Here is a 26,204-nt window from a genome sequence, read left to right on the forward strand (position 1 = left end):
CGTGCCAGGATTGGAGTATGGACATCGACCTTGCTGACCTGGGGTTCTGGCGGCGCCCGCTCACCGAGCGGCACGAGGCGTTCGCGCGGTTGCGACAGCTCGACCGGCCGGTGTTCTTCCCCGAGAAGCGGGTGCCGCTGCTCCGCTCCGGCAAGGGCTTCTACGCGCTGGTGCGGCATGCCGACGTGGTGGAGGCCAGCCGCAACGCCAAGGTGTTCTCCAGCGAGCCCGCGGTGACCAACCCCGAGCCGCCGGGCTGGGTGAAGCACGTGTTCGGCGAGTCGATGGTCAACATGGACGACCCCCGGCACGCCCGGCTGCGCCGCATCGTCTCCCGCGCGTTCAGCCCGAAGATGCTGGCGAACCTGCAGGGCGACATCGAGAAGGCGTGCGGGCGGATCGTCGACGACGCGGTGGCGGCCGGTCCCGGCGGCGACTTCGTGACCCAGGTGGCCGCCCGGCTGCCCATCCACGTCATCTGCGACATGATGGGTATCCCCGACACGATCCGGGAGAAGGTCCACCGGCACGTCGACGTCTCCACCGCCTACACGGGGGTGCGGCCCAGCCTGCCGCAGACCCTCCGGATGGCCGGGCAGAACATGCTCGCCCTGCTCGCCCTGCAGCGCATGGTGATCGAGCTGGGCCGGGAGCGCGCCCGGGAGCCCCGGGGCGACCTGGTCTCCGCCCTGGTCACCGCGAACGTCGACGGGGAGCGGCTGACCGACCGCGAGCTCGGCTCGTTCTTCGCGCTGCTGCTCGTCGCGGGCAACGAGACGGCCCGCAACACCATGGCGCACGGCATCAAGCTGCTCACCGACCACCCGGAGCAGCGCGCGCTGCTGGCCGAGGACTTCGACGGGCGCATCGGCGGCGCGATCGAGGAGATGGTCCGCTACGTCTCGCCCATCATGCAGTTCCGCCGGACCGTCACCCAGGACTACGACCTGCGCGGCCTGCACCTGAAGGCCGGGGACAAGGTCGTGCTCTTCTACGGCTCGGCCAACCGCGACGAGGAGGTCTTCCCCGACCCCGACCGCTTCGACATCACCCGCGACGCCAAGCCGCACGTCGGCTTCGGCGGTCCGGGCCCGCACTTCTGCCTGGGCGCCAACCTGGCCCGCCAGGAGATCCGCACCATGTTCCGGGAGCTGTTCACCCGGCTGCCGGAGATCCGCTCGGTGGGCGAGCCGGAGCTGCTGCTGTCCAACTTCGACAACAGCGTCCGCAGCCAGCGCTTCGCCTTCTGATCCGGCACCCCGGCGGGGCCCTAGGCTCGTGGTCGTGACGATCAAGAACGCGCACTGCTCATTCTGCGGCGCCTCCTTCGCCGTCGGCCAGGCGTGGCCGCGCACCTGCTCCGGCTGCGGGAACACCAGCTACCTCAACCCGCTGCCGGTCGCGGTGATGGTGCTGCCCCTGGACGGCGGCCTGCTGGTGGTCCGCCGCGACATCGAACCGCGCCGCGGGGAGCTGGCCCTGCCCGGCGGCTTCATCGAGGTGGGCGAGTCCTGGCAGGAGGCGGCCGTCCGGGAGTTGCGTGAGGAGACGGGCGTCGTCGTCGACGCGGACGGCGTGCGGCTGCTCGACGTGCACAGCGCCCCCGACGGCACCGTGCTGATCTTCGCCCTGGGCCCGCGGACCGCCGCCGCCGGCCTGCCGCCGGTCGCGCCCACGGCCGAGGCGACGGAGTGGCTGGTGATCGACGGGCAGCGGGAGCTGGCGTTCCCGCTGCACACCCGCGTCGTGGCGGAGTACTTCGGCGCGCGGTGAGCACGGCCGCGGCGGGGTGCTCCCGCGCGGGACGGGCCCGGGCGCCCGCGGCCGGGCCGGGGCCGGTCACGGGCGGAGCGTTCGCTCCCCGGTCCGGGGGGCCGATCCCGCTACGCGTCCCCGCCGGCGGGAACGGCCGGCGGCGGGGCCTCGACCGGGCAGCTCGTGCACGGCCGGGAGACGGCCAGGACGTTCTCCCGGACGGTGAGGAAGGTGATCAGCGCGGAGACCGCCATCATCGCCGCGCCGACCAGCATCGTCGTGCGGAACCCCGGGGTGAACGCGGCCGCGGAGGTGAAGGCGTCACCGGTCAGCCCGGTCAGCGGCGGGATCGCGGCCACCGCGAGCAGACCGCCGGTGCGGGCCACGGCGTTGTTGACGCCGCTGGCCACCCCGGCGTACCGGTCCTCGACGGTGGCCAGCACGGTCGCGGTGAGCGGTGCGACCGCCGCCGACAGTCCCAGCCCGAACAGGGACGCCGGCAGCAGCACGTCCACCACGTAGCCGGAGCCCTCCCCGATCCGGGACATCCACAGCAGGGCGGCGGCGCAGAGCGCGATGCCCGCCGTCATCGGGATCCGCGGCCCGATCCGCTTGGCCGCCTCGCCCGCCCGCGCCGACAGCAGCAGCATCAGCACCGTCACCGGGATCATCGCCGATCCCGCCAGCAGCGGCGAGAAGCCCGAGGAGACCTGGAGCTGGACGACCAGCAGGAAGAACACCACGCCCATCGCGGCGTACATGACGAAGGTGACCGCGTTCACGGCGGTGAACACCCGGGACGCGAACACCCCGACCGGCACCAGGGCGTCCGGCGAGCGCCGGACCTGCACCCGGACGAACGCCGCGCCGAGGATCGTGCCCGCCACGAGCGGGAGCACGAGCAGGTCGACGAGCCCGTAGGTGATCCCGGCCAGGGCCGCGGCGGCCAGGACGGCGCCGAACACGTCGAACCGGCCGCCCGCCCCGGTGTCCCTGCTCTCCGGCACGTGCCGTACGGCCACCGCCACCACGACCGCGGCCACCGGGAGATTGATCAGGAACACCCACCGCCAGCCGGCCGTGTCCACCAGCCACCCGCCGAGCAGCGGCCCGACCGCCGCCGCCACCCCGCCCAGCCCGGACCAGGCGCCGATCGCCCGGGGCCGGTCCTCGCGGTCGAAGGACGCCTGGATGATCGCCAGGGAGCCGGGGGTGAGCAGCGCCCCGCCCACGCCCTGCAGCGCCCGGGCCGCGATCAGCGTCTCGACGTCGGGCGCCAGACCGCACAGGGCGGAGGCGAGCGCGAACCAGACGACGCCGGCGAGGAAGACCCTGCGCCTGCCGTACCGGTCGCCGAGCGAGCCGCCGAGCAGGATCAGGCCCGCGAGGGTGAGCGTGTAGGCGTTGACCGTCCACTGCAGCCCGGCCATGTCGGTGCCGAGGTCCGAGCCGAGCGCGGGCAGCGCGACGTTGACGGCGGTGCCGTCCAGCATGGCGACCCCCGAGCCCAGCACGGTGGCGAGCAGCACCCACCGTCCGGCGGGCGAGGCGAACCGGATGCGGCCGTCGTCCATGGTGCCCGTCCTCTCCGACGCCCGCGTGCGGCGTCCGGCGATTCCCTGCCCGGAAGTCAGGGGGCAGGACCACCGCAACAACGGCGCCTGTCACATGATTCCCAGCCGGGCGCTCGCGAGACTCCTGTCGGAGAAGCCGGTCGAAAGGGGCAGGAGAGATCGGTGATCTCTGGTAGGACATAGGCGTTCACCCCGATCTCGCAGAGGGACGCAGATGACCGACAAGAGCTTGACGGAGGACGGCACCTGGAACCTGGCAGGTGATCCCTTCGAGCGCGCGGCCGAAGGGGAGGAGCCCTCGATCCGCCGGAAGTTCGACGACTTCATGGCCACCGGCGATCCCGGCCGGGTCCGCCGGATCGTGGTGGGCTGGTGGGGAGCCGGTTACGAGGGCCGCTCGTCCGAGCTGCCGGTCAGGCTGCTGAGCGAGGCCGCCGACCGGCTGAAGAACGTGCGCTCGATCTACCTCGGCGACATCGGCCAGGAGATGTCGGAGATCTCCTGGATCGAGCACGGTGACGTCACCCCGCTGCTGGAGGCGTTCCCGAAGCTGGAGGGACTGGCCATCCGGGGGAGCAGCGGCCTGGTCCTGCGGCCGGTGCGGCACGAGGCGCTGCGCACGCTGGAGTTCGAGAGCGGCGGCCTGCCCGCCGAGGTCGTCCGGGCCGTCGGGGAGTCGGAGCTCCCCGCGCTGGAGGACCTGGACATGTGGCTCGGCGTCGACGAGTACGGCGGCGACGCCACCGTGGCCGACCTGGAGGCGATCCTGTCGGGGGAGCGGCTGCCCGCCCTGCGGCACCTGGGACTGCGGAACAGCGAGATCCAGGACGAGATCGCCGCGGCGGTGGCGTCCGCGCCGGTGGTGGCCCGGCTGGAGGCGCTCAGCCTCGGCATGGGCACGCTGAGCGACGCGGGCGCCGAGGCGCTGCTGTCCGGCCAGCCGCTGACGCATCTCAAGCGGCTGGACCTGAGCCACCACTACCTGACCGACGCGATGATCGAACGCGTCCGCGAGGCGCTGGCGGGAGTCGAGGTCGACCTGTCCGACCGCCAGGAGGACGAGGAGGACGACGAGGACGTCTGGCGCTACGTCGCGGTATCGGAGTGACCGGTCCCGGGGCCGGAATGTCGGAGATCTCTGGTAGGACATGATCCGTTGTGTTTCGCCTGACGGGAGCCACGGATGGACCATGCCGAGTTCGACGACCGCGATGACGGCTCCCACCGGTGCGGCGACGCCGTTCCGCCGGCCGCGGCCCTTCCCGGCGCCGTGCCACCGGGAGGGGTGACCGGATGACACGTGCCGCTCTGTGCAGGTTCGGCACTCTGCCGGTGGACCGCTTTCCCTGCCTCGCCGACGTCGACGAGGAGGAGTCCGAGGAGCATCCCCGCGCGGAGGCGTGGTCGCTCTGGCTGAACGAGTACTACGACGACGGGGAGGAGTCCTTCGAGGACTACTTCGCCCGCTTCGTCGGCGAGGTGGACACCACCGCGGTCCGCGAGCTGACCTTCGAGATGTGGGGGTCGCCGCACGAGTCGTCGGAACAGGCCGTACGGCTGCTCTCCGGGGCGGCGGACCGGTTCCCGGCGCTGCGGCTGATCGCGCTCGGCGACATCCCCTACGACGAGTGCGAGATCTCCTGGATCAGGCACGGCGACATCACCCCGCTGCTGGAGGCGTTCCCGAAGCTGGAGGTTCTGGAGGTCAGAGGGGGCGACGGGCTCCGGCTGCGTCCGGTGCGGCACGGGAGCCTGAAGGTCCTGCGGTTCGAGTCGGGCGGCCTGCCAGGGCGTGTGGCCCGGGCGGTCGGCGCGTCGGAACTCCCCGCCCTGGAGCACCTGGAGCTCTGGCTCGGCGTCTCCGACTACGGCGGTGACACCACCGTGGAGGACCTGGAGGCGATCCTCGCAGGCGAACGGCTGCCCGCCCTGCGGCACCTGGGGTTGCAGGACAGCGAGATCCAGGACGAGATCGCCGCGGCCGTCGCCGCGGCCCCGGTCGTCGCCCGTCTGGGGACGCTCGCGCTGTCGATGGGCGCCCTGGGCGACGCGGGGGCGGAGGCGCTGCTGTTCGGCCAGCCGCTGACCCGTCTCAAGCGGCTGGACCTGAGCCACCACTACCTGAGCGACGCCATGGCCCGGCGACTCCGCGGGGCGCTGCCCGGGGTCGAGGTGGACCTGTCCGGCCAGGAGCGCGTCAGGAACGACCGGCGCTACGTGGCGGTCTCCGAATGAGCGATCCGTACGGCGAGGCGGGCCGGGGCGGCCCGGAATCCCCGGCCGGAGGGGCGTGGGACGGCTGGTTCCCGTCCGCCGCCGAGTTCTACGGCTACCGGAGCCACTACGCCGGGTTGCCCCTGGTGGCCCCGGACGAGGCCGGCGCCGGGACCGTGACGGACCCCGGAGCCGTCGCCTGGCTGATGTACCACGAGGAGATCGACGGTGTCTGCGAGGGGTTCGTGCGCGGTGACCGCGCCGAGCACGCCCGGGCGATAGTGATCAACGGGTGGGACGACCCGATCGAGGACGGCCCGGACGACGTCATCGGTGTCCTCACGGAGAACGCGGACCGGCTGCCCCGCCTGCGTTCGATCTTCCTGGGGGACATCCCCGCCGAGGCGTGCGAGATCTCCTGGATCAAGCAGACCGACGTGACGCCGCTGCTGGAGGCGTTCCCGCTGCTGGAGCGGTTCGAGGTCAGGGGCGGGGACGGGCTCCGGCTGCGTCCGGTGCGGCACGGGAGCCTGAAGGTCCTGCGGTTCGAGTCGGGCGGGCTGCCCGGATCCGTGGCGCGGGCGGTGGGCGAGTGCGACCTGCCCGGGCTGGAGCACCTGGAGCTGTGGCTCGGCGTCTCCCACTACGGCGGTGACGCCACCGCGGCGGACCTGGAGGGGATTTTCTCCGGAGAGCGGTTGCCCGCGCTGCGCCGCCTGGGGCTGCGCGACAGCGAGTTCCAGGACGAGATCGCCGCCGCGGTGGCGTCGGCCCCGGTGGTGGCCCGGCTGGAGGCGCTCAGCCTCGCCATGGGCACCCTGTCCGATGCCGGCGCCGAGGCGCTGCTGTCGGGCCAGCCGCTGACCCACCTGCGCGCGCTCGACCTGCACCACCACTACCTGAGCGACGGGATGATGGAGCGCGTCCGGCGGGCTCTGCCCGGCGTCGAGGTGGACCTGTCGCAGCAGGCGGACATCATCGAGGGCGAGCGCTACGTGGCGGTGTCGGAGTGACCCCGTGCGGATCCGCCCGTGGCGTCCGGGATGTCAGGGGTGTCGGTGGTTTCTGGTAGGACAGGGTCCACTGTTCCCGCCCCTCAGGAGCCATGGATGGACCGCACCGAGTTCAACGACCACGTCGGCAACCTCTCCGAGGGGGTCTACGCCGGGCTGCCGATCGCGCCGGTGCCCGACGAGGAGGACACGGAGATCCCGGCCGCGGGCGGGACGGCGTGGCGGCTCTCGGTCGAGACCTACGACGCCGAGGAGACCTTCGAGGAGCAGTTCACCCGCTTCCTGGAGAAGGTGGACGCCTCCGCCGTCAAGGCGATCATCATCGGCGGGTGGGAGGACGCCTACGAGGAGAGCAGCGCGGCGATCGTCCGGCTGCTCGCGGACAACGCGGACCGGTTCCCCGAGCTGCGCTCGGTCTTCCTGGGCGCGATGGAGGGGGAGGAGTGCGAGATCTCCTGGATCCAGCAGGGTGACGTCACGCCGCTGCTGGAGGCGTTCCCGCTGCTGGAGCGGCTGGAGGTGCGCGGGGGCAGCGGCTTGGAGCTGCGGCCGGTCCGGCACGGGAACCTGCGGGTCCTGCGCTTCGAGTCCGGCGGGCTCCCCGCAGGGGTGGTGCGGGCGGCGGGAGAGGCGGACCTCCCCACGCTGGAGTACCTGGAAGCCTGGCTCGGCATCGAGCAGTACGGCGGCGACGCCCGGGTGGCGGACCTGCAGGGGATCCTGTCGGGGGAGCGGCTGCCGGCGCTGCGGCATCTGGGGCTGCAGGACAGCGAGCTCCAGGACGAGATCGCGGCGGCGGTGGCCGGGGCGCCGGTGGTGGCCCGGCTGGAGTCGCTCTCGTTGTCGATGGGCATGCTGACCGACGCGGGTGCCGAGGCGCTGCTGTCCGGCCAGCCGCTGACCCATCTCAAGCGGCTGGACCTGCACCATCACTACCTGAGCGACGCCATGATGGGCCGCGTCCGCGACGCCCTGCCCGGAGTCGAGATCGACCTGTCGGACCAGGAGGACATCGACAACGACTGGCGCTACGTCGCGGTGGCGGAGTGACTCCCGGGGTCTGGTCGTCTCCGCAGCGTCGCGGCCGCTCCTGCGGCGGGTGAGATGGATGTGCCTGGAGTGTCGGTTGTCTCTGGTAGGACATGGTCCATCGTGTTTTCTCCTCCAGGAGCCATGGATGGACTACTCCGAGTTCGACGACCGCGTCGACGACCTCTCCGAGGGAACCTACGCGGGCCTGCCGATCGTGCCCGCGCCCGAGGAGGAGGGCGAGGAGATCCCGGCCGCGGACCGGGTGGCGTGGCGGCTCTCGGTGCCGTCCTACGAAGATGAGCTCTTCGAGGACTGCTTGGCGGGGTTCCTGCAGAGAGTGGACGGTGCGGCCGTCAGAGCGTTGATCATCGGTGAGTGGGCGGATGCCTCCGGTGACGACGGCTCGGTCGTCCAGGTGCTCGTGGACAACGCGGACCGTTTCCCCGAGCTGCGCTCGGTCTTCCTGGGCGCGATGACGAGGGAGGAGTGCGAGATCTCCTGGATCCAGCAGGGTGACGTCACGCCGCTGCTGGAGGCGTTCCCACTGCTGGAGCGGCTGGAGGTGCGTGGTGGCAGCGGCCTGGAGCTGCGGCGGGTCCGGCACGGGAACCTGAGGGTCCTGCGGTTCGAGACGGGCGGGCTCCCCGCCGCGGTCGTGCGGGGGGTGGGCGCGTGCGACCTGCCCGCGCTGGAGTACCTGGAGATGTGGCTCGGTGTCTCCTGGTACGGCGGTGACGCCACGGTGGCAGACCTGGAGCCGATCCTGTCGGGGGAGCGGCTGCCGGCGCTGCGGCATCTGGGGCTGCAGGACAGCGAGTTCCAGGACGAGATCGCCGCGGCGGTGGCGTCGGCCCCGGTGGTGGCGCGGCTGGAGTCGCTGGCGCTGTCGATGGGCGCCCTGGGCGACACGGGCGCCGAGGCGCTGCTGTCGGGCCAGCCGCTGACCCATCTCAAGCGCCTGGACCTGCACCACCACTATCTGAGTGACGCCATGATGGACCGCGTCCGCGAGGCCCTGCCCGGAGCCGAGATCGACCTGTCCGGCCAGGAGACGGGCACGGAACACGAGCGCTACGTCGCGGTCTCCGAATGAGAGCGATCACGGCCGGCCGTGGAGACTCCGCCCGGGCGCCGCGTCGTCCGGGGGTGTGGGAACCGATGGTGCAGGAACCGGCGGTGCCGATGTGAACGGTCCGATCCTGGCGGTCGTCGGGATGCCCGGGGACCGGCGGGTGACGATGTTCGCCGGTGCCTGCGCCCGGTACGGCCTGCCCGCGCCGCGGGTGGTCCCCTGGACCTCCGTGCTCCGGGGCGAGGAGATCACCCTGGAGCCCGGGACGCTCGTGCGGCTCGACTCGCCCGGTGAGGACGCCGGGGCCGACGCGCTGCTGCGCGGGCCCGGCGAGCCGTCCCGCGTCGGCGGCGGCGCGCGCTGGCACGCCGCGTTCACCGCCGGGACGGCGCGGATACGGGAGGCCGTGGAGCGCACGCCCGGAGCGGCGCTGCTCGGCGACGTCGACGAGATCGCGGTCATGTTCGACAAGCGGCTCTGCCACGCGCGGCTGGCGGAGGCCGGGGTGCCGGTGCCGCCCGCGCTGCCCGGGCCGGTGGAGGGGTACCGTTCGCTGCGCGAGCAGATGGACCGGGCCGGGTGGGGCCGGGTGTTCGTCAAGCCCGCGCACGGCTCGTCGGCGTCCGGGGTGATCGCCCTGCACGCCGCCGGGAGCAGGGTCACGGCGGTGACGTCGGCGGAGCTGTCCCCGGGCGGGCTGCACAACTCGCTGCGAGTGCGCCGCTACGAGACCGAGGCCGACCTGGCGGTGATCGTCGACCGGCTGGCCGGGGACGGGCTCCACGTCGAGCGCTGGTTCCCCAAGGCGGGCATGGACGGGCTCACGTTCGACCTGCGGGTGGTCGCCGTGGACGCGAGGCCCACGCACGCGGTGGTCCGCGCGAGCCGCGCCCCCATGACGAACCTGCACCTGGGCGGCGCGCGCGGCGACCTCGGCGCGGTCCGGGCCCGGCTCGGCGAGCCGGGCTGGCGGCGGGTGTTGGACGCCTGCGAGCGGGCGGCGGCCTGCTTCCCCGGGAGCCCGGCCGCCGGGGTCGACCTGATGATCGGCATCGACTGGAGGTCGGTCGCGGTGGCCGAGGTCAACGCCTTCGGCGACCTGCTGCCCGGCCTGACCGGTTTCCCCGGGAGCGGAGCGGAGGGTCTGGACACCTATGATGCGCAGGTCCGGGCGATCCTGACGCGCCATGCGGCGGCGCCGGGCGCCGACCGCCCGCTCGCCGTACCGGTGCCGGACGCGGGCGGAGCGTCCGGGTGAGGAGAGGCGGGGCACCGGGTGCGGGGCGGTCGTGCGAGACGGGAGCGGGGAAGCGAGCGGGATGCGGGACATGAACACGATCGTGGGGAGCCACGATCTGCTGCTGGTGACGCTCGACACGCTCCGCTACGACGTGGCCGACGAACTCGTCCGGGCGGGACGGCTGCCGAACCTGGCGCGGGCGCTGCCCGGCGGGCGGTGGGAGCGGCGGCACAGCCCCGGGAGCTTCACCTACGCCGCGCACGCCGCGATCCTCGCCGGGTTCCTGCCGACGCCGGCCGCGCCCGGCCCGCACGCCCGGCTGTTCGCCGCCACGTTCCCCGGCAGCGAGACCACGGCGGCGGGGACCTGGGTGTTCGACGCGCCCGATCTGCCCGCGGGGCTGGCCGCGGCGGGGTACCACACGATCTGCGTGGGAGGAGTGGGGTTCTTCAACAAGCTGACCCCGCTCGGGTCGGCGCTGCCCGGCATGTTCGCCGAGAGCCACTGGGAGCCGGGGTACGGCGTCGCCTCGCCGACCTCGTTCGAGCAGCAGATCACGTGCGCGGAGCGGGCGCTCGCGCGGGCGAGGGCGGAGACGGGCGGGCCGGTGCTCCTGTTCGTCAACGTCTCGGCGCTGCACCAGCCGAACTGGTTCCACCTGCCCGGGGCGACCCGCGAGCACGGGGACGGCAGGGAGAGCCACGCCGCCGCGCTGGAGTACGTGGACCGGCACATCGGCAGGTTGTTCGCGCTGGTGAGCGAGGAGAGGCCGGGGTTCGCGATCGTCTGCTCCGATCACGGTACGGCCTACGGTGAAGACGGATATATCGGACATCGAATCGGCCATGAGGTGGTCTGGACGGTGCCGTACGGAGAGTTCGAGCTGAGGCGGGGAACGTGGCGGTGACATCGGGATCGTCCGGGCAGACGGCGGGATCCCCGTCCGGCCCCTACCAGGGATACGTCTACGCCTACCCGCACAAGACGGCCTACCGGCCGCTGGAGCCGCGCCCGGCGCTGCGCGAGGTGTGGGCGGGCGAGCCGACCGGCAGCCTTTTTCTCTACCTGCACATCCCGTTCTGCGAGATGCGCTGCGGGTTCTGCAACCTGTTCACCCGGACGGGCGCCCCCGAGGAGCTCGTCGCCGCCTACCTGGACGCGCTGGAGCGGCAGGCGCACACCGTACGGGACGCGCTGGACTCCCCGCGGTTCGCCACCGCCGCGATCGGCGGAGGCACGCCGACCTACCTGGACGCGGGCGAGCTCACCCGGATGTTCGACCTCACCGAGCGGATCATGGGCGTGGACCTGCGCGCCGTTCCTCTGTCGGTGGAGACCTCGCCCGCGACCGCGACGGCCGACCGGCTCGCGGTCCTGGCCGGGCGGGGCACCACCCGGATCTCGATCGGCGTGCAGAGCTTCGTCGACGCCGAGGCGCGGGCCGCGGTCCGGCCGCAGCGGCGCGCCGAGGTCGAGGCGGCGCTCGGCCGGATCAGGGACGCCGGGTTCGAGGCGCTCAACCTCGACCTGATCTACGGCATCGACGGCCAGACCGAGCAGTCCTGGCGGTACTCGCTGGACGCCGCGCTGGAGTGGAAGCCCGAGGAGGTCTACCTCTACCCGCTGTACGTCCGCCCGCTCACCGGTCTGGGCCGCCGGGCCCGCGACTGGGACGACCACCGGCTCGGCCTCTACCGCAGCGGCCGCGAGCACCTGCTGGCCGCCGGGTACGAGCAGGTGTCGATGCGGATGTTCCGGCTGCCCGGGACGGGGAGCGCCACCGAGTACTGCTGCCAGAGCGACGGCATGGTCGGCCTCGGCTGCGGGGCCCGCTCCTACACCTCCACCCTGCACTACTCCTACGAGTACGCGGTCGCGGCCGGACAGGTGCGGGGGATCATCGACGACTACGTACGGCTCGCGCCGGAGGAGTTCGCGCTCGCCAACGTGGGGTTCCGCCTCGACGGGGCCGAACGGCGCCGCCGCCACCTGATCCAGTCGCTGCTCCAGGCCGGGGGACTCGACGTGGCCGCCTACCGGGCGCGTTTCGGCACCGAGGTGACGGAGGACTTCGGCGGCGAGCTGGAGCGCCTGGCGGACCGGGGCTGGCTGGAGCGGGCCGCCGCGGAGGGCGGGACCCCGCCGGAGCCCGGGCGGGCCGGGTCCGGCCACGGGGGCGATCGGCTCAGGCTCACCGCCGAAGGCCTCGCGTACTCCGACGCGATCGGCCCGGGACTGTTCTCCGGCCGGGTCCGCGAGCTGATGGCCGCGTATGAAGCCCGATGAGACCCGCCCCGGCAGCGGATCACCGTCCGTCCGCGGGCCGGGCGTCCCTGCGGAGCTCCTGCGGATCGGGCGGAGGCCCGGTCCGGCGGCGGGCGGCCGTCCGGCGGACGCGGGTCCGGTGGACGACCCCGGGCACCTGACGATCCTCTACCGGGGGCCGCTGTCGAGCTGCGACTACGACTGCCCCTACTGCCCGTTCGCCAAGCGCCGCGACAGCCCGGAGCGGCTGCGGGCCGACCGGGCGGCGCTGGAGCGGTTCACCGGGTGGGTCGCCGGGCGGGAGCACCCGGTCTCGGTGCTGTTCACACCGTGGGGCGAGGGGCTCGTCCGGTCCTGGTACCGGCGGGCGATGGTGGAGCTCAGCCACCTTCCCCACGTCCGGCGGGTCGCGATCCAGACCAACTTCAGCTGCCGCCCGGACTGGCTGGCCGAGGCCGATCTCGGCACGCTCGCCCTCTGGGTCACCTACCACCCCGGCCAGGTCGCCTACGAGGGATTCATCGAGAAATGCCTTGATCTTTCGGGGAGGGGGGTGCGGTTCAGCGTCGGCATCGTCGGCCTGCCCGAGCATCTGGAACACGCCCGGAGGCTCAGGGCCGACCTGCCGGAGGCGGTGTACCTGTGGGTGAACGCCGCCGAAGGCCGCCTCTACACCGATGCCGAGGCGGCCGGATGGACGGCGGTCGACCCGCTGTTCCACTACAGCCGAACCGCGCACCGCAGCGCCGGACAGGCCTGCCGCACCGGCGACAGCGTCGTCTCCGTGGACGGCGACGGCACCGTACGGCGCTGCCACTTCGTCCCCGCCGTGCTCGGCAACCTCTACGACGGCACCTTCCGCAGCCGGGCCAGGCCCTGTCCGGCGGCGCTGTGCGACTGCCACATCGGGTACGTCCACCTGGAGCCGACCGGCCTGTACGACGTCTTCGCCGGCGGTGTCCTGGAGCGCATCCCGCACGGCCACTGAGGCGGCCCCGCTCCGCCGTGTCCGCCCGTGCGGGCGCGGGAACGGCGGAGCCGGCGGGTTCTGCGGACGGGGGCTCTGCGGACGAAGAAGCGGCTTCGCAGCCGTGTTCCCGGCGGCGAAGCCGCTTCTGTCCGGTCGTGAAGTCGGAAGCGTCTTCTGGTCGGGGTGATGTCGTAGAAGATGACCTCCTGGTTCTCGGGGAACTCCTCGGTGACCTCCCGGTCGGCACGGGGCCCGGCGGCGGGCGCCTCCGGACGGAGGCGCCCGGCATGCGCGGCCGGGAACACCGGTGCCTTCCGAAGAAGGATCAGTTGTCGATGATGCCGAGGAACGCGAAGTCGAAGAGGTCGTTCAGGACCTCGTTGTGGTTGCTGTCGTCGATGTAGACGTGGTAGCCGCCGTGGCCCCAGCCGCGGTCCCAGTCGTCCCAGTCGCGGTCGCCGGCCGCGGCGGGCCCTGCGAAGGCCAGGCTGGCGAAGCCTGCGATGGCTGCACCGGCGAGAATGCGGCGAATCATGAGTTTTCCTCCATGGGAATAGAGAATCATCGATGACTTTCGCGACGGACCGTGGCTGGTCGATCGCTCGTCGTACTTAATAGTCTCACTTGTCCCAGGGGTCGTTCTAGGGGGCTTTCGTCACATTCGACCGTATGCTGGTGATGTTTTTTGGTTGGTCGTCGGCGTTTTGCGTGCTTCTCCGCGGCCGTGTCGGCTGCATTTCCCCGGAAGTGCGGGAGGGGGGCGACTCTCCGTCCTTCCTGCTCGTCGGGACGGGAATGACGCCACGGGAGCGCACATGCAAAAAATCAGCTCTGCGATCTGAATATGATCGCAGAGCTGATTTTTTACATATATTTTGAATGCCAGAAGTGTCCCCTGAATGGGGAACGTGTCGCAGAAGGAAGGTTCTCTCCCGATTTTTTGGGAAATTCCTCGTTGGGTCTATCGGTCGGCACGAGCGCCCGGAGGCGTACCGCCTCCGGGCGAAGGTGCCCGGTGTTCAACCGGGCGCCCGGCGCCTTCCGGGGAAGGTCAGTTCTCGATGATGCCGAGGACGGCGAGGTCGAGGAGGTCGTTCAGGACCTCGTTGTGGTTGCTGTCGTCGATGAAGACGTAGCCGCCGCCGTGACCGCCGTAACCGTGACCGCCGTGACCGCCGTGGTCCCGGTCGCAGCCCGCGGCGGCGGGACCTGCGAAGACCAGGCCCGCGAAGCCTGCGATGGCCGCACCGGCCAGAATGCGCCGAATCATGAGTTTTCCTCCATGGAAACAGAGAATCATCTATGACGTTCGTGACCGACCGTGTTCGGTCGGTCTCTCGTCGTCACAAATGCTCTCATCTGCCTGAGACGGCGTTCCAGGAGACTTCCGCCGCATTCGGCCAAAGGCTGGTGATGTTTTCTTAGCGGGTGTCGGTGTTTCACCCACTCCTCCGGCCGTGTCGACCGGTCGCGCGGGGACTCAGGTCTCCCGCTCCGGACGGTAGTCGGCCTCGGCCATGCCGAAGGTCCACGCCACCCCGGCGCGGGCGGTGCGGGTGCCGGGCGGGACGCGCAGCCAGTACTTCCGGAAGCCGCCGTCGGGCTCGGCGGTGGAGTTGACCACCTCGACCATCACCACCGGCTCGTCGCCGGGCAGGTCGATCCGCCAGAGCACGCCCATCTCGTCCCGGTGCAGCGGGGTCGCGCCGGACTCGGCGAGATAGCGGTCGTAGCCGAAGTGCTCCAGCATGACCCGGCGCAGCTCGGCGTTGTCCTCGGCGCGGATGCGCTCCGGGGTCAGCGTGGCCATGGAGGCGGCGAAGTCGGCGGGGACCGGCATGCCGCCCCAGGCGTGCACCGCGAAGCCGTCGGGGAAGAGCAGGGCCGGGCCGCCGGCGCGGTGCAGGCGCCCCAGCTCGTCGCGGTGCAGCTCGGCGGGGCGCTCGCAGACGATGGCGACGTGCTCGAACGGCCACCACCAGCCCGCCGACCGGGCCACCCGGACCAGGCCCTCCACCTCCGGCCTGTCCAGCGCCTCGAACAGCGCCAGCCACGGCGCGTCCTGCTGGCCCAGCACGGCGTCCAGTGTCGAGGCGCGCAGCGCCGCCCCGGCGGCCTCCGACTCCTCGGTCGCGGCGATGCCCTGACGGACCCGGGTGACCAGGGCGTTCACCGGATCCCAGAGCCGCCCACCGGTCAGCGACCAGGCCACAGGCCAGTCGACCGGGCCCAGCGAGGCGTGAACCTCGGCCCTGGCCAGCTCCCACGGCCGGGTGCGCACCCGCTCGCGCACCGACCTCCCGGCGCCCAGCGTGGTGATCGCCCGGGCGCCCGCGGCGGGCGAGTCGACCCAGATGATCTTCTCCGGCTCGGCCAGTCCGGCGGCCCGGTAGGCGAGCCGCACTCCCGCCTCGGCTCCTGGACGGTCGGCGGGACCGGTCTGGAAGGCCACGCCTTCCCAGCGCAGCGCCGCCTCGGTCAGCACGTCGGCGAGTTCCATCGTGACGGTCATTCGTGACAGCTCCTGTCGTCGGGGGGATCGGGTGAGACGGTCCGCCGGGACCTCAGTCGGCGACGACGCGGAAGGCGCCGGGGACGTACTCCCGCTGGCGCTGCACGCGGTACCAGCCCTTGGGGAGGGAGATCGCGGCGTGCTCCTCGTGGACCACCCGCCCGCCGGAGGGGACGTGCAGGAAGTCGGGGTCCATCGGGCGCGGGGAGCGGACCAGGGCGCCGGGGCCGACCACGGCGTGGGCGTGGCCGGTGGCCTCGCCCAGAGCCAGCACCAGGCGGCCGCGGACGTCGCGCGGTGCGGAGGGGGAGGACCGGACCGCGGGCGGCACGGCCTCTTCGGGAACGGGCACGATCAGGATGTCACCCTGGCGGTACATGCGTCGCTGCTCCTCGGATCGGGGGTTGATCGGAAACTATCCCCCGCCACCGACATTTCCGGGTCCCCCGGCCGGGGGCTGCGCCGTCCGGGCCAGGGGCAGAGTGACCATGAAGTGCGAGACCACGGCGACGAGGTGGTCGCGGAGCGCGTCGGCCTGCCGCAGCTCCCGGTTGTGCGCGGACAGTTCGTCGGCGCGGCGGAACCGGGCCGCGGCCATCCGCCCCCGGCGTTCGGCGGGGGCGGGCGCGGCGGTCAGGCGAGCCGGCTCTCCTCGATCCTCCGGGTTCCCGCGGCCTCGGTCCTCCGCTTCGGGAGGCGCGGTCCGCGCGGCGGTTTCAGGCGCCCAGGGCGCGGAGCACGAACCCGCAGACGGTCTCCTCGGCCTGCTCCACCGTCACCGTGCCGCCGAGCAGGGGCAGCCGCTCGGCGCCGATGACGGCCATGATGATCCGCGCGGTGGCCGGCACGTCGGGGGCCCGGAAGGCGCCGGCCTCCACGCCGCTGTCGATGATGCCGGTCAGGATGGCCTGCATCGGCGCGACGTGCTCGGCCAGGCGCTGGTAGGCGTCGGGGCCGAGGGCCGCCGAGAGGTCGGCGGGACCGGGGTGCGGGTGGGCGAGCAGCCCGGCGAGCTGGAGCCGGACGAACGCCCGCAGCCGCTCGGCGGGGGAGGCGTCCTCCGGCAGCTCGCGCTCGTAGGACTCGATGAAGTAGTGCGTCACCCGCTCGGTGAAGGCCAGCAGCAGCGCGGCCTTGTCGGGGAAGTAGTTGTACAGGACGGTCCGGGTGATGCCCGCCTCGTTCGCCACGTCGGTCATGGAGATGGAGTCGATGCCCTGGTGCCGGGAGAGACGGGAGACCGCCTGCAGGATGCGGTCCTGCGTCTGGGCGCGGTGCTCGCCGATCGTCGCGGCTGAGATGCGGGGCATGGTCCCATGGTGGCACAGGTACGGCGGCACCGGCCCGCGGCTCTGATCCGATCATGATTGCGGGTGCCGTATCCCTGCGCCGGGTGGCACTGTTGTCCTCGATGACGGCGGATGCCCTCGACGACGGCGGGATCCACCGGGACGCGGAGGAGACACATGACGACTCTCGGCTCCAGGGCGCTCAACCGCGCCACCCTGGACAGGCAGCTGCTGCTGCGCCGTTCGGAGCTGACGGTTGCGCAGGCGCTGGAGCACCTGGTCGGGCTCCAGGCGCAGACCCCGCACACGTGGTACCTCGGTCTGTGGTCCCGGCTCGCGGACTACCGGCCGGAGGGTACGGCACAGCTGCTGCGCGAGCGGGGCGCGGTGCGCATGGCCCTGATGCGCTCGACCATCCACCTGGTGACCCCGGACGACTGCCTGTGGCTGCGGCCCCTGGTGGACCCGGTCATCGAGCGCATGACGATGGGCAACTTCCGGCGCGGTCTGGCGGGGCTGGACCTCGCGGAGCTGGTGGCGGCCGGCCGTGGGCTGCTCGCCGACGGACCGCTGACCTTCAGCGCGCTGGGCCGCGCCCTGGCCGAGCGGTGGCCGGAGAACGATCCCGCCTCGATGGCCCAGGCGATCCGCGCGTACGTGCCGCTGGTGCAGGTGCCGCCGCGCGGGGTGTGGGGCGAGAGCGGACCGGCCGCCCACCAGGCGGTCGAGACGTGGCTCGGGCGGCCGGTGGACGCCGCCGCCTCGCTGGAGCGACTGGTCCTGCGCTACCTGGCCGCGTTCGGCCCGGCGACCGTCCGCGACGTGCAGCACTGGTGCGGGCTGACCCGGCTCGCCGAGATCGTCGAGAGGCTCCGGCCGCAGCTGGCGGTCTTCCGCGACGAGCAGGGCCGTGAGCTGTTCGACCTGCCGGACGCGCCGCGCCCCGACCCGGACACGCCCGCGCCGGTGCGGTTCGTCTACGACTACGACAACGTGCTGCGCTCGCACGCCGACCTGAGCCGGCTGGTCACCGTGAACGTCGCCGCCCAGGGGTTCGGCATGACCGGGGAGGAGCCGTGCATGGTCCTGGTGGACGGCCTCGTCGCCGCGACCTGGAGGACCGTCGTGAAACGGGGGACGGCGACGCTGACGGTACGCCCGTTCCGGAAGCTGACCGGTGCCGAGGAGGAGGCGGTGAGTGCCGAGGGCGCCGCGATGCTGGCCTTCACGGCGGCCAAGGCGAAGGTCTGCGACATCGTGTTCGCGCCGCCGCAGGGATGACGCCGAAGGCGTGACGCGGGCGGCCGTGACTGTGCCGCCGGAGTGCGGCACCGCCGTGACTGTGCCGCCGGAGTGCGGCACCGCCGCGACTGCGCCGCCGGAAGAGGTGCGGTCGCGGCCGGCGGGTCAGGCGGCGACCTCGGCCCGCGCCACCCGGCCCAGCTCGGTCAGGACCTCGGTGTTGAGCTGGTAGGCGAGCTTGGTCTCGCGGATGATGCGCTGCTTCTCGGCCTCGTCGACGGGCAGGGCGTCCAGCCGGGCGCGGTACTCGTTCTTGAACCGGGGGAGGCTGCCGACGGCGTCGAAGCGGTAGAAGTCGACGCCCCCGCCCGTCCCGTAGCCGTAGATCTTCTCCAGCTCCATCCGGATGAACTGCCCGCCGGACAGGTCGCCCATGTAGCGCGTGTAGTGGTGGGCGATGTAGCCGCCGGGCCAGGAGGAGACCTGCTCGATCCGGGCGACCAGGGTCCGGGTCGGCTTCGAGGGCTCGATCCTGCCCGCCCAGCCGGAGCCGTAGATCGCCTCCAGGTCGCGGACCAGGGCCTCCTCGCGGTAGAGCTCGGGGAAGACGAACGGTGCGGCGACCGGGTCGCCGGCGAGGGACCGGGAGGCGCCGTCGAGGGCGACGTAGGCGAAGTAGTGCTGGGCGACCATCTCGCCGTAGGCCTCGCGGCTGAGCCGTCCGGCCATCAGCGCCTTGAGGTAGCTCTCGTCCTCTGCCGACGCGTGCTCGCCCCACGTGGAGTTCTTGAGCACTTCGGAGAACGGCGACTCGGTCATGATCACTCCGCGACGAAGGGGTGTTTCACGACACAGTGTCACAAAGAACCGGAAGGCGCGTCAAGCGGATGGCGACGCCCTGTCATTTAACCGCCTCGCCCGCGTCCACGCGAGAGCCAGCAGGACCGCGAACACCGGTACCCAGGCCAGGCGGTGCAGTAGCCACACGGGCTGGGCGGGCGGGCCGAGGAGTCCCGGGACGGCGCCGAAACGGAGCACGGCCAGAACGGCCACCGCCGCCACGGTCAGGTGCCAGAGGAAGATCGTCATCGCGGACAGGTTCACCGCCGCCACCGCCGCCCAGAGCCGGGGCCGCCGCATCAGCCGGCCCAGCGGCCCCCGCGCCAGCATCGCCAGCCCCACCTGGGCGGCCCCGAAGGCCACGGCGGCGAGCGTGGGCGGGCTGAGGTTCGACACCTTCGCCCCGGTCACGCCCACCATGCTCGCGGGATAGCCGAACGCGCCCACCAGGACCGCCGCCCCGGCCGCGCCTCCGGCCAGCAGAACCACCGCCGCCCGCCGGGAGGCGAACCCGCCGCCCGCCCAGCCCATCCCCAGCGCGTACGGCACCAGCCACCCGGCCGCCAGGTTCACCCACCCCAGCCAGGCCGGCCCGTCCAGGCCGAACCTGACCGCGTCCACCGCGAGCACCACCGCGGCCGCCGAGAGGGCCGTCACACCCGGACGCAGCCGCAGCAGCAGGGGAGTGGCGGCGGTGAGCGCGGTGAAGACCGCCAGGAACCACAGCGGCCCGAGCGCCGGTAGCGCCAGCGCCCTGATCGACGCGTACGGCGTGCCGTGCAGCGCCAGGCCCGCCGCGATCCCCGCCCAGACCAGCACGAGCGGGAGCACCGGCCGGAGCAGCCGCCCCATCCTGGCCCGCACCCACACCGGACCGCCCCTCCCGTCCCGCGCCGGACCGCCCGCTCCGGCCCGCAACGGCCCGCGCGCCGCCCCCAGACTCCGCGCCGCCGCGTACCCGCCCACGAAGAAGAACACCGCCAGCGTCTGCAGCACCCACGACACCGGCGTGAGCCCCGGCAGGAAGACGAGCGGGCTGGAGACCGAGAGCGTCCCGCCGGGCCCGGGCACCCAGGCCGTGACCAGCCAGTGCCCCAGCACCACCCCGCAGATCGCCAGGGCCCGCAGCGCATCCACCCCCCGGTCCCGCCCCGCGGGCGTCATCGCCTCGACCCGCCTCGCCCATCCGGGCCCCTTCCCCCCGGCCCTGCGCCCGCCTCCGGCGCGCTCCGCGCCCGCCCGGCCCTCGCCCGGCAGCCCGGGACGCCCCGCCTCCGGCTCCGCCGTGGGGTGTCCCAGATCCGGCTCCGCCGTGGGGTGTCCCAGATCCGGCTCCGCCGTACGGTGTCCCAGATCCGGCTCCGCCGTACGGTGTCCCAGGTCAGCCATGGGACACCTCGGACTCCCGCCCGAGGGCGATCAGGGCGAGATTGCGCAGGGACTCGCTGCCGGGCGCGAGGTAGTCGCTGTGCCCGGCCGCGCCGGTGGCGAACACGCGGGAGCCGAACCCGGGCTCCGCGGGGTCGCGGCCGAAGCCCAGCGGGCCGATCTTGATCTTGGGGATGTCGCGGGCCCAGTCCGTGCTTCCGCTCCCCGCCCAGAGCCGTACCCCGCCCAGTTCGGCGGCGGACGACACGCCGAGCCCGGGACTGCCGAACACGGCCAGGTCGTCCGCCCGGATCCCCGGCGCGGCCTTGGCGCAGACCACCGACCCGTAGCTGTGGCAGAGCAGGCTGACCCGCTTGCCGCCGAGCGTTCCGTTCACGTAGCTCCGCAGCGCCGGAGCGCCCTTCTCCGCGGCCCAGCCGGTCGCCGCCTCCAGGCTGACGGTCGCCGGGCTGTCGTACCCCAGCCAGGCCACCACCGCCAGCCGCGCCCCCGGGTCCAGCTCCCGCGCCTGGGCCAGCAGCGTCCGCGCCCCGCCTCCCGGAGTGCTGTACGGCTTGGCCCGCCCGCCGTCGAAGGTGGCGGCCGTGGTGTCGGCGCCCGGGACGATGACGGCCACGTGCTCCGCCGTGCCGAGATCACCGTAGACCTGGATGATCCGGTCGCCCTGCGGCGAGGGGACGACCAGGTAGGTGAGCGCCGCGACGGCGGCGACGGCGAGTGAGGGGCGGAACATGGGGTCTCCTGTCCGTTCGGGGGGAACGGGACAGGACGCTACGAACCAAGATCGGTCGCCCGCGTCACCCTCAGGTGCTCACCTCCGCCTCCCCCCGGGGAGGGACACCGGGCACGGCACGCGGTTCACGGAGGCGCCGGCGGGTCCGGGGCGGCCGGGCGTCCGGCGGCCGGAACCGTCCCGGAGGACCCGGGGCGCCGCACGGGCGGACGGTTCCGGACGGCGGGAGCACGGGCGGACCCCGGGGGCTCACTCGCCGGGGCGGACCAGCCCGGACTCGTAGGCGTACACGATCGCCTGGGCGCGGTCGCGCAGGTCCAGTTTGGCCAGGATCCGGCCCACGTGCGTCTTGACCGTCTGCTCCGAGAGCACCAGCTCCTCGGCGATCTCCTGGTTGGACCGGCCCCTGGCGATGAGGACCAGCACCTCGGTCTCGCGTTCGGTGATCTCGTCCAGCCGGGCGCGCGGGCGGCTCGGCCCGACACGGGCGAACTCCGCGATGAGCCGCCTGGTCACCGAGGGCGCGAGCAGCGCCTCCCCGGACGCGACCACCCGGACGGCCTCGGCGAGCTGCTGCGCCGAGGCGTCCTTGAGCAGGAAGCCGCTCGCCCCGGCGCGCAGCGCCTCGTAGACGTAGTCGTCGAGGTCGAACGTGGTCAGGATCAGGATCTTCGGCAGGTGCCCGCCCGGCGGGACGCCCTCGCCCGGGAACCCGTTCCCGTCCGGCGGACCGCCGCCGTCCCGCCCGCCGCAGTCCCCGCGTCCGCCGGGGGAGAGGATCTCCCTGGTGGCGGCCAGGCCGTCCATGACCGGCATGCGCACGTCCATCAGGACCACGTCCGGCCGGAGTTCGGCGGTGCGCGCGACGGCGTCCCGTCCGTCCACCGCCTCGCCCACGACCTCGATGTCCGGCTGGGCGTCCAGGAACACGGTGAACCCGGTCCTGACCATTCCCTGGTCGTCCGCGATGAGCACCCGGATCGTCACCGATAGCCTCCAGCGTGGGGGCCGCGGCCGTCAGGCCGTGGCCGCCGAGTCGTCCTGTGTGATCGGCAGTATGGCGGTGACCGCGAAGCCCGTGCCGACCGGGCCGGTCCACAGGCTCCCGCCGAGCATGGAGACCCGTTCCCGCATCCCGATCAGGCCGTGCCCGGGGCGACCCGCCGTCGCCGGTTCCGCGGCGGGGCGGGTCCCGGCGCTGCTCGCCACGTGGATGTTCAGTTCGTCGCCGGACCGGCCGATCTTGATGGAGACGGTCGAGCCGGGCGCGTGCCGCATGGCGTTGCTGAGCGACTCCTGCACGATCCGGTAGGCGGACAGGCTCACCGCCGTGGGCAGTTCGAGCAGGTCGCCGCCCAGGCTGAGCGTCACGGTGAGCCCGGCGGAGCGGGCGGTGGCGACGAGCTCCTCCAGCCGCCCCAGGCCCGGCTGCGGCCCGGTGTCCCGCGCCCCGTCGGCGTCCCGCAGCACGCCCAGCACGCGTCGCATCTCGGTCATGGCCGCCAGCGAGAGCGTGCGGATCTCCGCCAGGCCCTCCTCCAGCAGCCTGACCTCCCCCTTCGCCTTCAGCGGCACGGCCTCCGCCTGAATGGCGATCACCGACATGTGGTGCGCCACCACGTCGTGCAGTTCCCGGGCGATCCTGGCCCGCTCCTCCAGCACGGCCTGGCCGGCCAGAGCCCGCTCGCTGCGCCGCTCCTCCTCGGCCAGGCGCCCGGCGGCCGTCCGCCTGGCCTGGATGTTGTAGCCGAGCAGGACGGCGACGGTCACCATGGTACCGCCGAGGAACAGCGTGCCGACGGCCTCGAGCGAGAGGTCGATGATCCACAGCCCGGCGATCGAGATGATCCACACGCCGATGGTGATGTGCCGCTCGCACCGGACCGCGACGGCGTAGACCACCAGGAGATACATGATCACGACGTCGGCGGAGTAGATGAGGTCCGTGGACTGCTCGCGGGTGACGGCGTCGAGGGGGGCCAGCACCGCCGCGAGCCGCCACGCCGCCAGCGGCCACCGGTTGCGCAGCACCAGCGGCAGCGCGGCGGTCAGAGCGGAGAGCTCGGCCCCGCCGGCGTTCATCGACTGGACGGCGCGGAACAGGACGAAGGCCAGCACGAGATCGGCGATGGGGACCAGGTCGACCGTCCGGAACGGCAGCAGCCCGAGGAATCCCGGCACGCGGGGCGACAGCCACCGGGGGCGGGGATGGGCCGGGCCGGACCTGCCGGTCAGCACGGCCTCGCCGAGCGCCCGCGCCAGCCGGGCGAGAGGCCGCCGCGGCCGCAGGCTCCGGGCGGGGGGAGAGGTCATCCGGTCAGTCTAGGGAGCTCGGCGATCACCCGGATCGCACCGTGGGGGGACCGCCGGCGTCACCCCGGAGAGGGACGCCGCCGCGGCACCCGGGGCTCGATTACACGATTACGATCGCTCACAGCGAAAAGGCTCAAGTCCGGGAACATTCGAGGGCTCCTGTTAATTGAGTCGGTATAACTCAACCCCCTGGAGTGCAGATGAGTGAGAGCTTGATCCTCCCGGTCCTTCCGCTCGACGACGCGGTCGTGCTTCCGGGGATGGTCGTCCCGCTGGACCTGTCCGACACCGAGGTGCGCGCCGCGATCGAGGCCGCCCAGGCACTCGACGAGAACAAGCCGTGGGTCCTGCTCGTTCCCCGGATCGACGGCCGCTACGGCCCGGTGGGCGTCCGGGCGGTCGTGGAGCAGGTCGGCCGCCTGCCCGGCGGCGAGCCCGCCGCCGTGGTGCGCGGCGTCGGCCGCGTCCGCGTGGGCGCCGGCACCACCGGCCCCGGCGCGGCGCTGTGGGTGCAGGCCACCCGGATCGACCCCGTCCCGGCGGGCGAGCGCGCCGAGGAGCTCGCCAAGCAGTACAAGGCGCTGGCCACCACGATCCTGCAGAAGCGGGGCGCGTGGCAGGTCGTCGACGCCGTCAACGCGATGGACGACCCGTCGGTCCTGGCCGACAACTCCGGCTACGCCCCCTGGCTGAGCACCCAGCGCAAGGCCGAGATCCTCGAGACCCCCGACCCCGCGGACCGTCTTACGATGCTCGTCGAGTGGTCGCGCGAGCACCTGGCCGAGCTCGACGTGGCCGAGACGATCCGCAAGGACGTCCAGGAGGGCATGGAGAAGCAGCAGCGCGAGTTCCTGCTCCGCCAGCAGCTCGCCGCGGTCCGCAAGGAGCTGCGGGAGCTCAACGGCGACTCCGCCGAGACCGAGGAGGAGGACTACCGGGCCCGCGTCGAGGCCGCCGACCTGCCGGAGAAGGTGCGCGAGGCCGCGCTCAAGGAGGTCGACAAGCTGGAGCGGACCTCCGACCAGTCGCCGGAGACCGGCTGGATCCGCACCTGGCTCGACACCGTCCTCGACATCCCGTGGAACGTGTACACCGAGGAACGTCGTGCCGAAGGCGCGCCAGCGGGCGCTGTCGACATCGCCACGGCCCGCCAGGTCCTCGACGCCGACCACACCGGTCTCGACGACGTCAAGGACCGCATCATCGAACACCTCGCCGTCCGCGGGCGCCGGGCCGCCAAGGGCCTGGGCGCGGTGGGCGGGCGGCGCAGCGGCGCCGTGCTCGCGCTGGTCGGCCCTCCCGGAGTCGGCAAGACCTCGCTGGGGGAGTCCGTCGCCCGCGCGATGGGCCGCACGTTCGTCCGCGTCGCCCTCGGCGGCGTCCGCGACGAGGCCGAGATCCGCGGCCACCGGCGCACCTACGTCGGCGCCCAGTCCGGCCGGATCGTCCGCGCGATCCGCGAGGCCGGCTCGATGAACCCGGTCGTGCTCCTCGACGAGATCGACAAGGTCGGCTCCGACTACCGGGGCGACCCGACCGCCGCGCTGCTGGAGGTGCTCGACCCGGCGCAGAACCACACCTTCCGCGACCACTACCTGGAGGTCGAGCTCGACCTGTCCGACGTGCTCTTCCTCGCCACGGCCAACGTGCTGGAGGCCATCCCCGGCCCGCTGCTCGACCGCATGGAGATCGTGACGCTCGACGGCTACACCGAGGACGAGAAGGTCGCCATCGCCCGCGACCACCTGCTCCCGCGCCAGCTGGAGAAGTCCGGTCTCGCCGCCGACGAGGTGACGGTCGAGGAGGAGGCCCTGCGCCGCCTCGCGGGCGAGTACACCCGGGAGGCGGGGGTCCGCTCCCTGGAGCGCTCGATCGCCCGCGTCCTGCGCAAGGTCACCGCGAAGGCCGCGCTCGGCGAGGGCGGGCTCCCCGTGACGGTGGCGGCCGGCGACCTGGTCGGCTACCTCGGCCGCCCGCGCCACGTGCCCGAGTCCTCCCTCCCGGAGTCCCGGCAGCGTACGGCGGTGCCGGGTGTGGCCACCGGGCTGGCGGTCACCGGCGCGGGCGGCGACGTCCTCTACGTGGAGGCGTCGCTGGCCGACCCGGAGACCGGCGACACCGGCCTGACCCTCACCGGCCAGCTCGGCGACGTCATGAAGGAGTCGGCGAAGATCGCGCTGTCCTACCTGCGCTCGCGGGGCGCGGAGCTGGAGCTGCCGGTCTCCTCGCTGAAGGACCGCTCGGTGCACGTGCACTTCCCGGCGGGCGCGGTGCCCAAGGACGGTCCGTCCGCGGGCATCACGCTCACCACGGCGCTGGCCTCGCTGCTGTCCGGGCGCCCGGTCCGCGGCGATGTGGCCATGACCGGCGAGGTCTCCCTCACCGGCCGGGTGCTGCCGATCGGCGGGGTCAAGCAGAAGCTGCTGGCCGCCCACCGCGCGGGCATCACCACCGTGCTGATCCCGGCCCGCAACGAGCCCGACCTGGACGACGTCCCCCAGGCCGTCCGCGACGAGCTCACCGTGCACACGGTGAGCGACGTGCGGGAGGTCCTGGAGATCGCGCTCACCCCGGCCAAGGTCGCCGAGACCGCCGCGGCCTGACCGCCCGCCTCCGCCGGGACCGCCGGACGGAGGCGGCCGGCCCGCCGGACGGCCCGCCCTCCCCTCCGCGGGGGAGGGCGGGCCGTCCGCGTCGCCGTACCGGCGCCGGATCCGCGGCGGGCAAGGCAAGATCACGATTTGCCGGGAG

25 protein-coding genes are annotated in these 26,204 nt (G+C 73.0%); 13 read left to right on the forward strand and 12 right to left on the reverse strand.

Going from position 1 to position 26,204, the window contains the following annotated elements; all coding sequences use genetic code 11:
• The first annotated feature begins 17 nt into the window (after nucleotides 1-17).
• Both FHS22_RS16860 and FHS22_RS16865 read left to right on the forward strand, forming a co-directional pair.
• Nucleotides 18-1,250, forward strand: coding sequence for a cytochrome P450 (locus FHS22_RS16860; protein ID WP_184942731.1), 1,233 nt, complete (start codon nucleotides 18-20; stop codon nucleotides 1,248-1,250).
• Nucleotides 1,251-1,284: 34 nt separating this feature from the next.
• Nucleotides 1,285-1,773, forward strand: coding sequence for an NUDIX domain-containing protein (locus FHS22_RS16865; protein ID WP_338047782.1), 489 nt, complete (start codon nucleotides 1,285-1,287; stop codon nucleotides 1,771-1,773).
• Between the two features lie 110 nt (nucleotides 1,774-1,883).
• Here FHS22_RS16865 and FHS22_RS16870 read toward each other — a convergent pair whose 3' ends face one another.
• Nucleotides 1,884-3,329 carry an MFS transporter gene (locus tag FHS22_RS16870; RefSeq protein WP_184942733.1) on the reverse strand — a complete coding sequence of 482 codons (1,446 nt, stop codon included), beginning with the start codon at nucleotides 3,327-3,329 and terminating at the stop codon, nucleotides 1,884-1,886.
• A gap of 214 nt (nucleotides 3,330-3,543) precedes the next feature.
• On the opposite strand from FHS22_RS16870, the gene FHS22_RS16875 reads away from it, so the two are divergent.
• The 9 genes from FHS22_RS16875 to FHS22_RS16915 all read left to right on the forward strand — a co-directional run bounded on the left by FHS22_RS16875 (nucleotide 3,544) and on the right by FHS22_RS16915 (nucleotide 13,153).
• Complete coding sequence (locus tag FHS22_RS16875; protein WP_184942735.1) at nucleotides 3,544-4,437, forward strand: STM4015 family protein; 894 nt, start codon at nucleotides 3,544-3,546, stop codon at nucleotides 4,435-4,437.
• A gap of 185 nt (nucleotides 4,438-4,622) precedes the next feature.
• The gene (locus tag FHS22_RS16880) at nucleotides 4,623-5,564 is read left to right on the forward strand and encodes an STM4015 family protein (RefSeq protein ID WP_184942737.1); all 942 of its coding nucleotides are present in this window, start codon (nucleotides 4,623-4,625) and stop codon (nucleotides 5,562-5,564) included.
• Complete coding sequence (locus FHS22_RS16885; protein WP_260407998.1) at nucleotides 5,561-6,556, forward strand: STM4015 family protein; 996 nt, start codon at nucleotides 5,561-5,563, stop codon at nucleotides 6,554-6,556. Before FHS22_RS16880 ends, FHS22_RS16885 begins: the two co-directional genes overlap by 4 nt.
• Before the next feature lie 96 nt (nucleotides 6,557-6,652).
• The gene (locus tag FHS22_RS16890) at nucleotides 6,653-7,606 is read left to right on the forward strand and encodes an STM4015 family protein (protein ID WP_184942739.1); all 954 of its coding nucleotides are present in this window, start codon (nucleotides 6,653-6,655) and stop codon (nucleotides 7,604-7,606) included.
• Between the two features lie 127 nt (nucleotides 7,607-7,733).
• Nucleotides 7,734-8,681 (forward strand): STM4015 family protein, encoded by a 948-nt coding sequence (locus tag FHS22_RS16895; protein ID WP_184942741.1) that lies wholly within the window; start codon nucleotides 7,734-7,736, stop codon nucleotides 8,679-8,681.
• 121 nt (nucleotides 8,682-8,802) lie between these two features.
• A complete protein-coding gene (locus FHS22_RS16900; protein WP_184942911.1) occupies nucleotides 8,803-9,918 on the forward strand; it encodes an STM4014 family protein in 1,116 nt (371 codons plus the stop codon).
• 61 nt (nucleotides 9,919-9,979) lie between these two features.
• Nucleotides 9,980-10,807 (forward strand): STM4013/SEN3800 family hydrolase, encoded by an 828-nt coding sequence (locus FHS22_RS16905; protein WP_425567345.1) that lies wholly within the window; start codon nucleotides 9,980-9,982, stop codon nucleotides 10,805-10,807.
• On the forward strand, nucleotides 10,804-12,186 hold the full coding sequence (locus tag FHS22_RS16910; RefSeq protein WP_184942745.1) for an STM4012 family radical SAM protein: 1,383 nt from the start codon (nucleotides 10,804-10,806) through the stop codon (nucleotides 12,184-12,186). Before FHS22_RS16905 ends, FHS22_RS16910 begins: the two co-directional genes overlap by 4 nt.
• A 118-nt stretch (nucleotides 12,187-12,304) precedes the next feature.
• Nucleotides 12,305-13,153 carry an STM4011 family radical SAM protein gene (locus FHS22_RS16915; RefSeq protein WP_338047784.1) on the forward strand — a complete coding sequence of 283 codons (849 nt, stop codon included), beginning with the start codon at nucleotides 12,305-12,307 and terminating at the stop codon, nucleotides 13,151-13,153.
• Nucleotides 13,154-13,460: 307 nt separating this feature from the next.
• Here FHS22_RS16915 and FHS22_RS16920 read toward each other — a convergent pair whose 3' ends face one another.
• The 6 genes from FHS22_RS16920 to FHS22_RS16945 all read right to left on the reverse strand — a co-directional run bounded on the left by FHS22_RS16920 (nucleotide 13,461) and on the right by FHS22_RS16945 (nucleotide 16,957).
• On the reverse strand, nucleotides 13,461-13,670 hold the full coding sequence (locus tag FHS22_RS16920; RefSeq protein WP_184942748.1) for a hypothetical protein: 210 nt from the start codon (nucleotides 13,668-13,670) through the stop codon (nucleotides 13,461-13,463).
• A 516-nt stretch (nucleotides 13,671-14,186) separates the two neighbouring features.
• The gene (locus tag FHS22_RS16925; RefSeq protein WP_184942750.1) at nucleotides 14,187-14,405 is read right to left on the reverse strand and encodes a hypothetical protein; all 219 of its coding nucleotides are present in this window, start codon (nucleotides 14,403-14,405) and stop codon (nucleotides 14,187-14,189) included.
• A 210-nt stretch (nucleotides 14,406-14,615) separates the two neighbouring features.
• The gene (locus FHS22_RS16930) at nucleotides 14,616-15,647 is read right to left on the reverse strand and encodes a DUF6745 domain-containing protein (RefSeq protein WP_184942752.1); all 1,032 of its coding nucleotides are present in this window, start codon (nucleotides 15,645-15,647) and stop codon (nucleotides 14,616-14,618) included.
• Between the two features lie 52 nt (nucleotides 15,648-15,699).
• Nucleotides 15,700-16,026 carry a hypothetical protein gene (locus FHS22_RS16935; RefSeq protein WP_184942754.1) on the reverse strand — a complete coding sequence of 109 codons (327 nt, stop codon included), beginning with the start codon at nucleotides 16,024-16,026 and terminating at the stop codon, nucleotides 15,700-15,702.
• A gap of 36 nt (nucleotides 16,027-16,062) precedes the next feature.
• Entirely contained in the window at nucleotides 16,063-16,245 is a 183-nt protein-coding gene (locus tag FHS22_RS16940) for a hypothetical protein (protein ID WP_184942756.1), read from the reverse strand.
• 118 nt (nucleotides 16,246-16,363) lie between these two features.
• A complete protein-coding gene (locus tag FHS22_RS16945; RefSeq protein WP_184942757.1) occupies nucleotides 16,364-16,957 on the reverse strand; it encodes a TetR/AcrR family transcriptional regulator in 594 nt (197 codons plus the stop codon).
• Nucleotides 16,958-17,113: 156 nt separating this feature from the next.
• Here FHS22_RS16945 and FHS22_RS16950 point away from each other — a divergent pair, with 156 nt between their 5' ends.
• Nucleotides 17,114-18,217 carry a winged helix DNA-binding domain-containing protein gene (locus FHS22_RS16950; RefSeq protein WP_184942759.1) on the forward strand — a complete coding sequence of 368 codons (1,104 nt, stop codon included), beginning with the start codon at nucleotides 17,114-17,116 and terminating at the stop codon, nucleotides 18,215-18,217.
• Between the two features lie 126 nt (nucleotides 18,218-18,343).
• On the opposite strand, the gene FHS22_RS16955 is transcribed toward FHS22_RS16950, so the two are convergent.
• From FHS22_RS16955 to FHS22_RS16975, 5 genes are all read right to left on the reverse strand, one after another.
• Nucleotides 18,344-18,997: a biliverdin-producing heme oxygenase gene (locus FHS22_RS16955; RefSeq protein WP_184942761.1), complete on the reverse strand. Its 654-nt coding sequence runs from the start codon at nucleotides 18,995-18,997 to the stop codon at nucleotides 18,344-18,346.
• A gap of 60 nt (nucleotides 18,998-19,057) precedes the next feature.
• The gene (locus FHS22_RS16960; protein WP_260407999.1) at nucleotides 19,058-20,407 is read right to left on the reverse strand and encodes an acyltransferase family protein; all 1,350 of its coding nucleotides are present in this window, start codon (nucleotides 20,405-20,407) and stop codon (nucleotides 19,058-19,060) included.
• A complete protein-coding gene (locus tag FHS22_RS16965) occupies nucleotides 20,400-21,140 on the reverse strand; it encodes an alpha/beta hydrolase (RefSeq protein WP_184942762.1) in 741 nt (246 codons plus the stop codon). The genes FHS22_RS16960 and FHS22_RS16965 overlap by 8 nt, the downstream gene beginning before the upstream one ends.
• A gap of 249 nt (nucleotides 21,141-21,389) precedes the next feature.
• On the reverse strand, nucleotides 21,390-22,127 hold the full coding sequence (locus FHS22_RS16970; protein WP_184942764.1) for a response regulator: 738 nt from the start codon (nucleotides 22,125-22,127) through the stop codon (nucleotides 21,390-21,392).
• A 30-nt stretch (nucleotides 22,128-22,157) separates the two neighbouring features.
• Nucleotides 22,158-23,453 (reverse strand): sensor histidine kinase, encoded by a 1,296-nt coding sequence (locus tag FHS22_RS16975; RefSeq protein WP_184942765.1) that lies wholly within the window; start codon nucleotides 23,451-23,453, stop codon nucleotides 22,158-22,160.
• 200 nt (nucleotides 23,454-23,653) lie between these two features.
• Between FHS22_RS16975 and lon the strand changes: the two genes are divergently transcribed.
• Nucleotides 23,654-26,056 carry an endopeptidase La gene (gene lon / locus FHS22_RS16980; protein WP_184942767.1) on the forward strand — a complete coding sequence of 801 codons (2,403 nt, stop codon included), beginning with the start codon at nucleotides 23,654-23,656 and terminating at the stop codon, nucleotides 26,054-26,056.
• The last annotated feature ends 148 nt before the right edge of the window (nucleotides 26,057-26,204 follow it).

It is taken from the genome of Thiemannella venezuelensis, from assembly GCF_014203605.1.
GTDB classification, from domain to species: domain Bacteria; phylum Actinomycetota; class Actinomycetes; order Streptosporangiales; family Streptosporangiaceae; genus Planomonospora_A; species Planomonospora_A venezuelensis.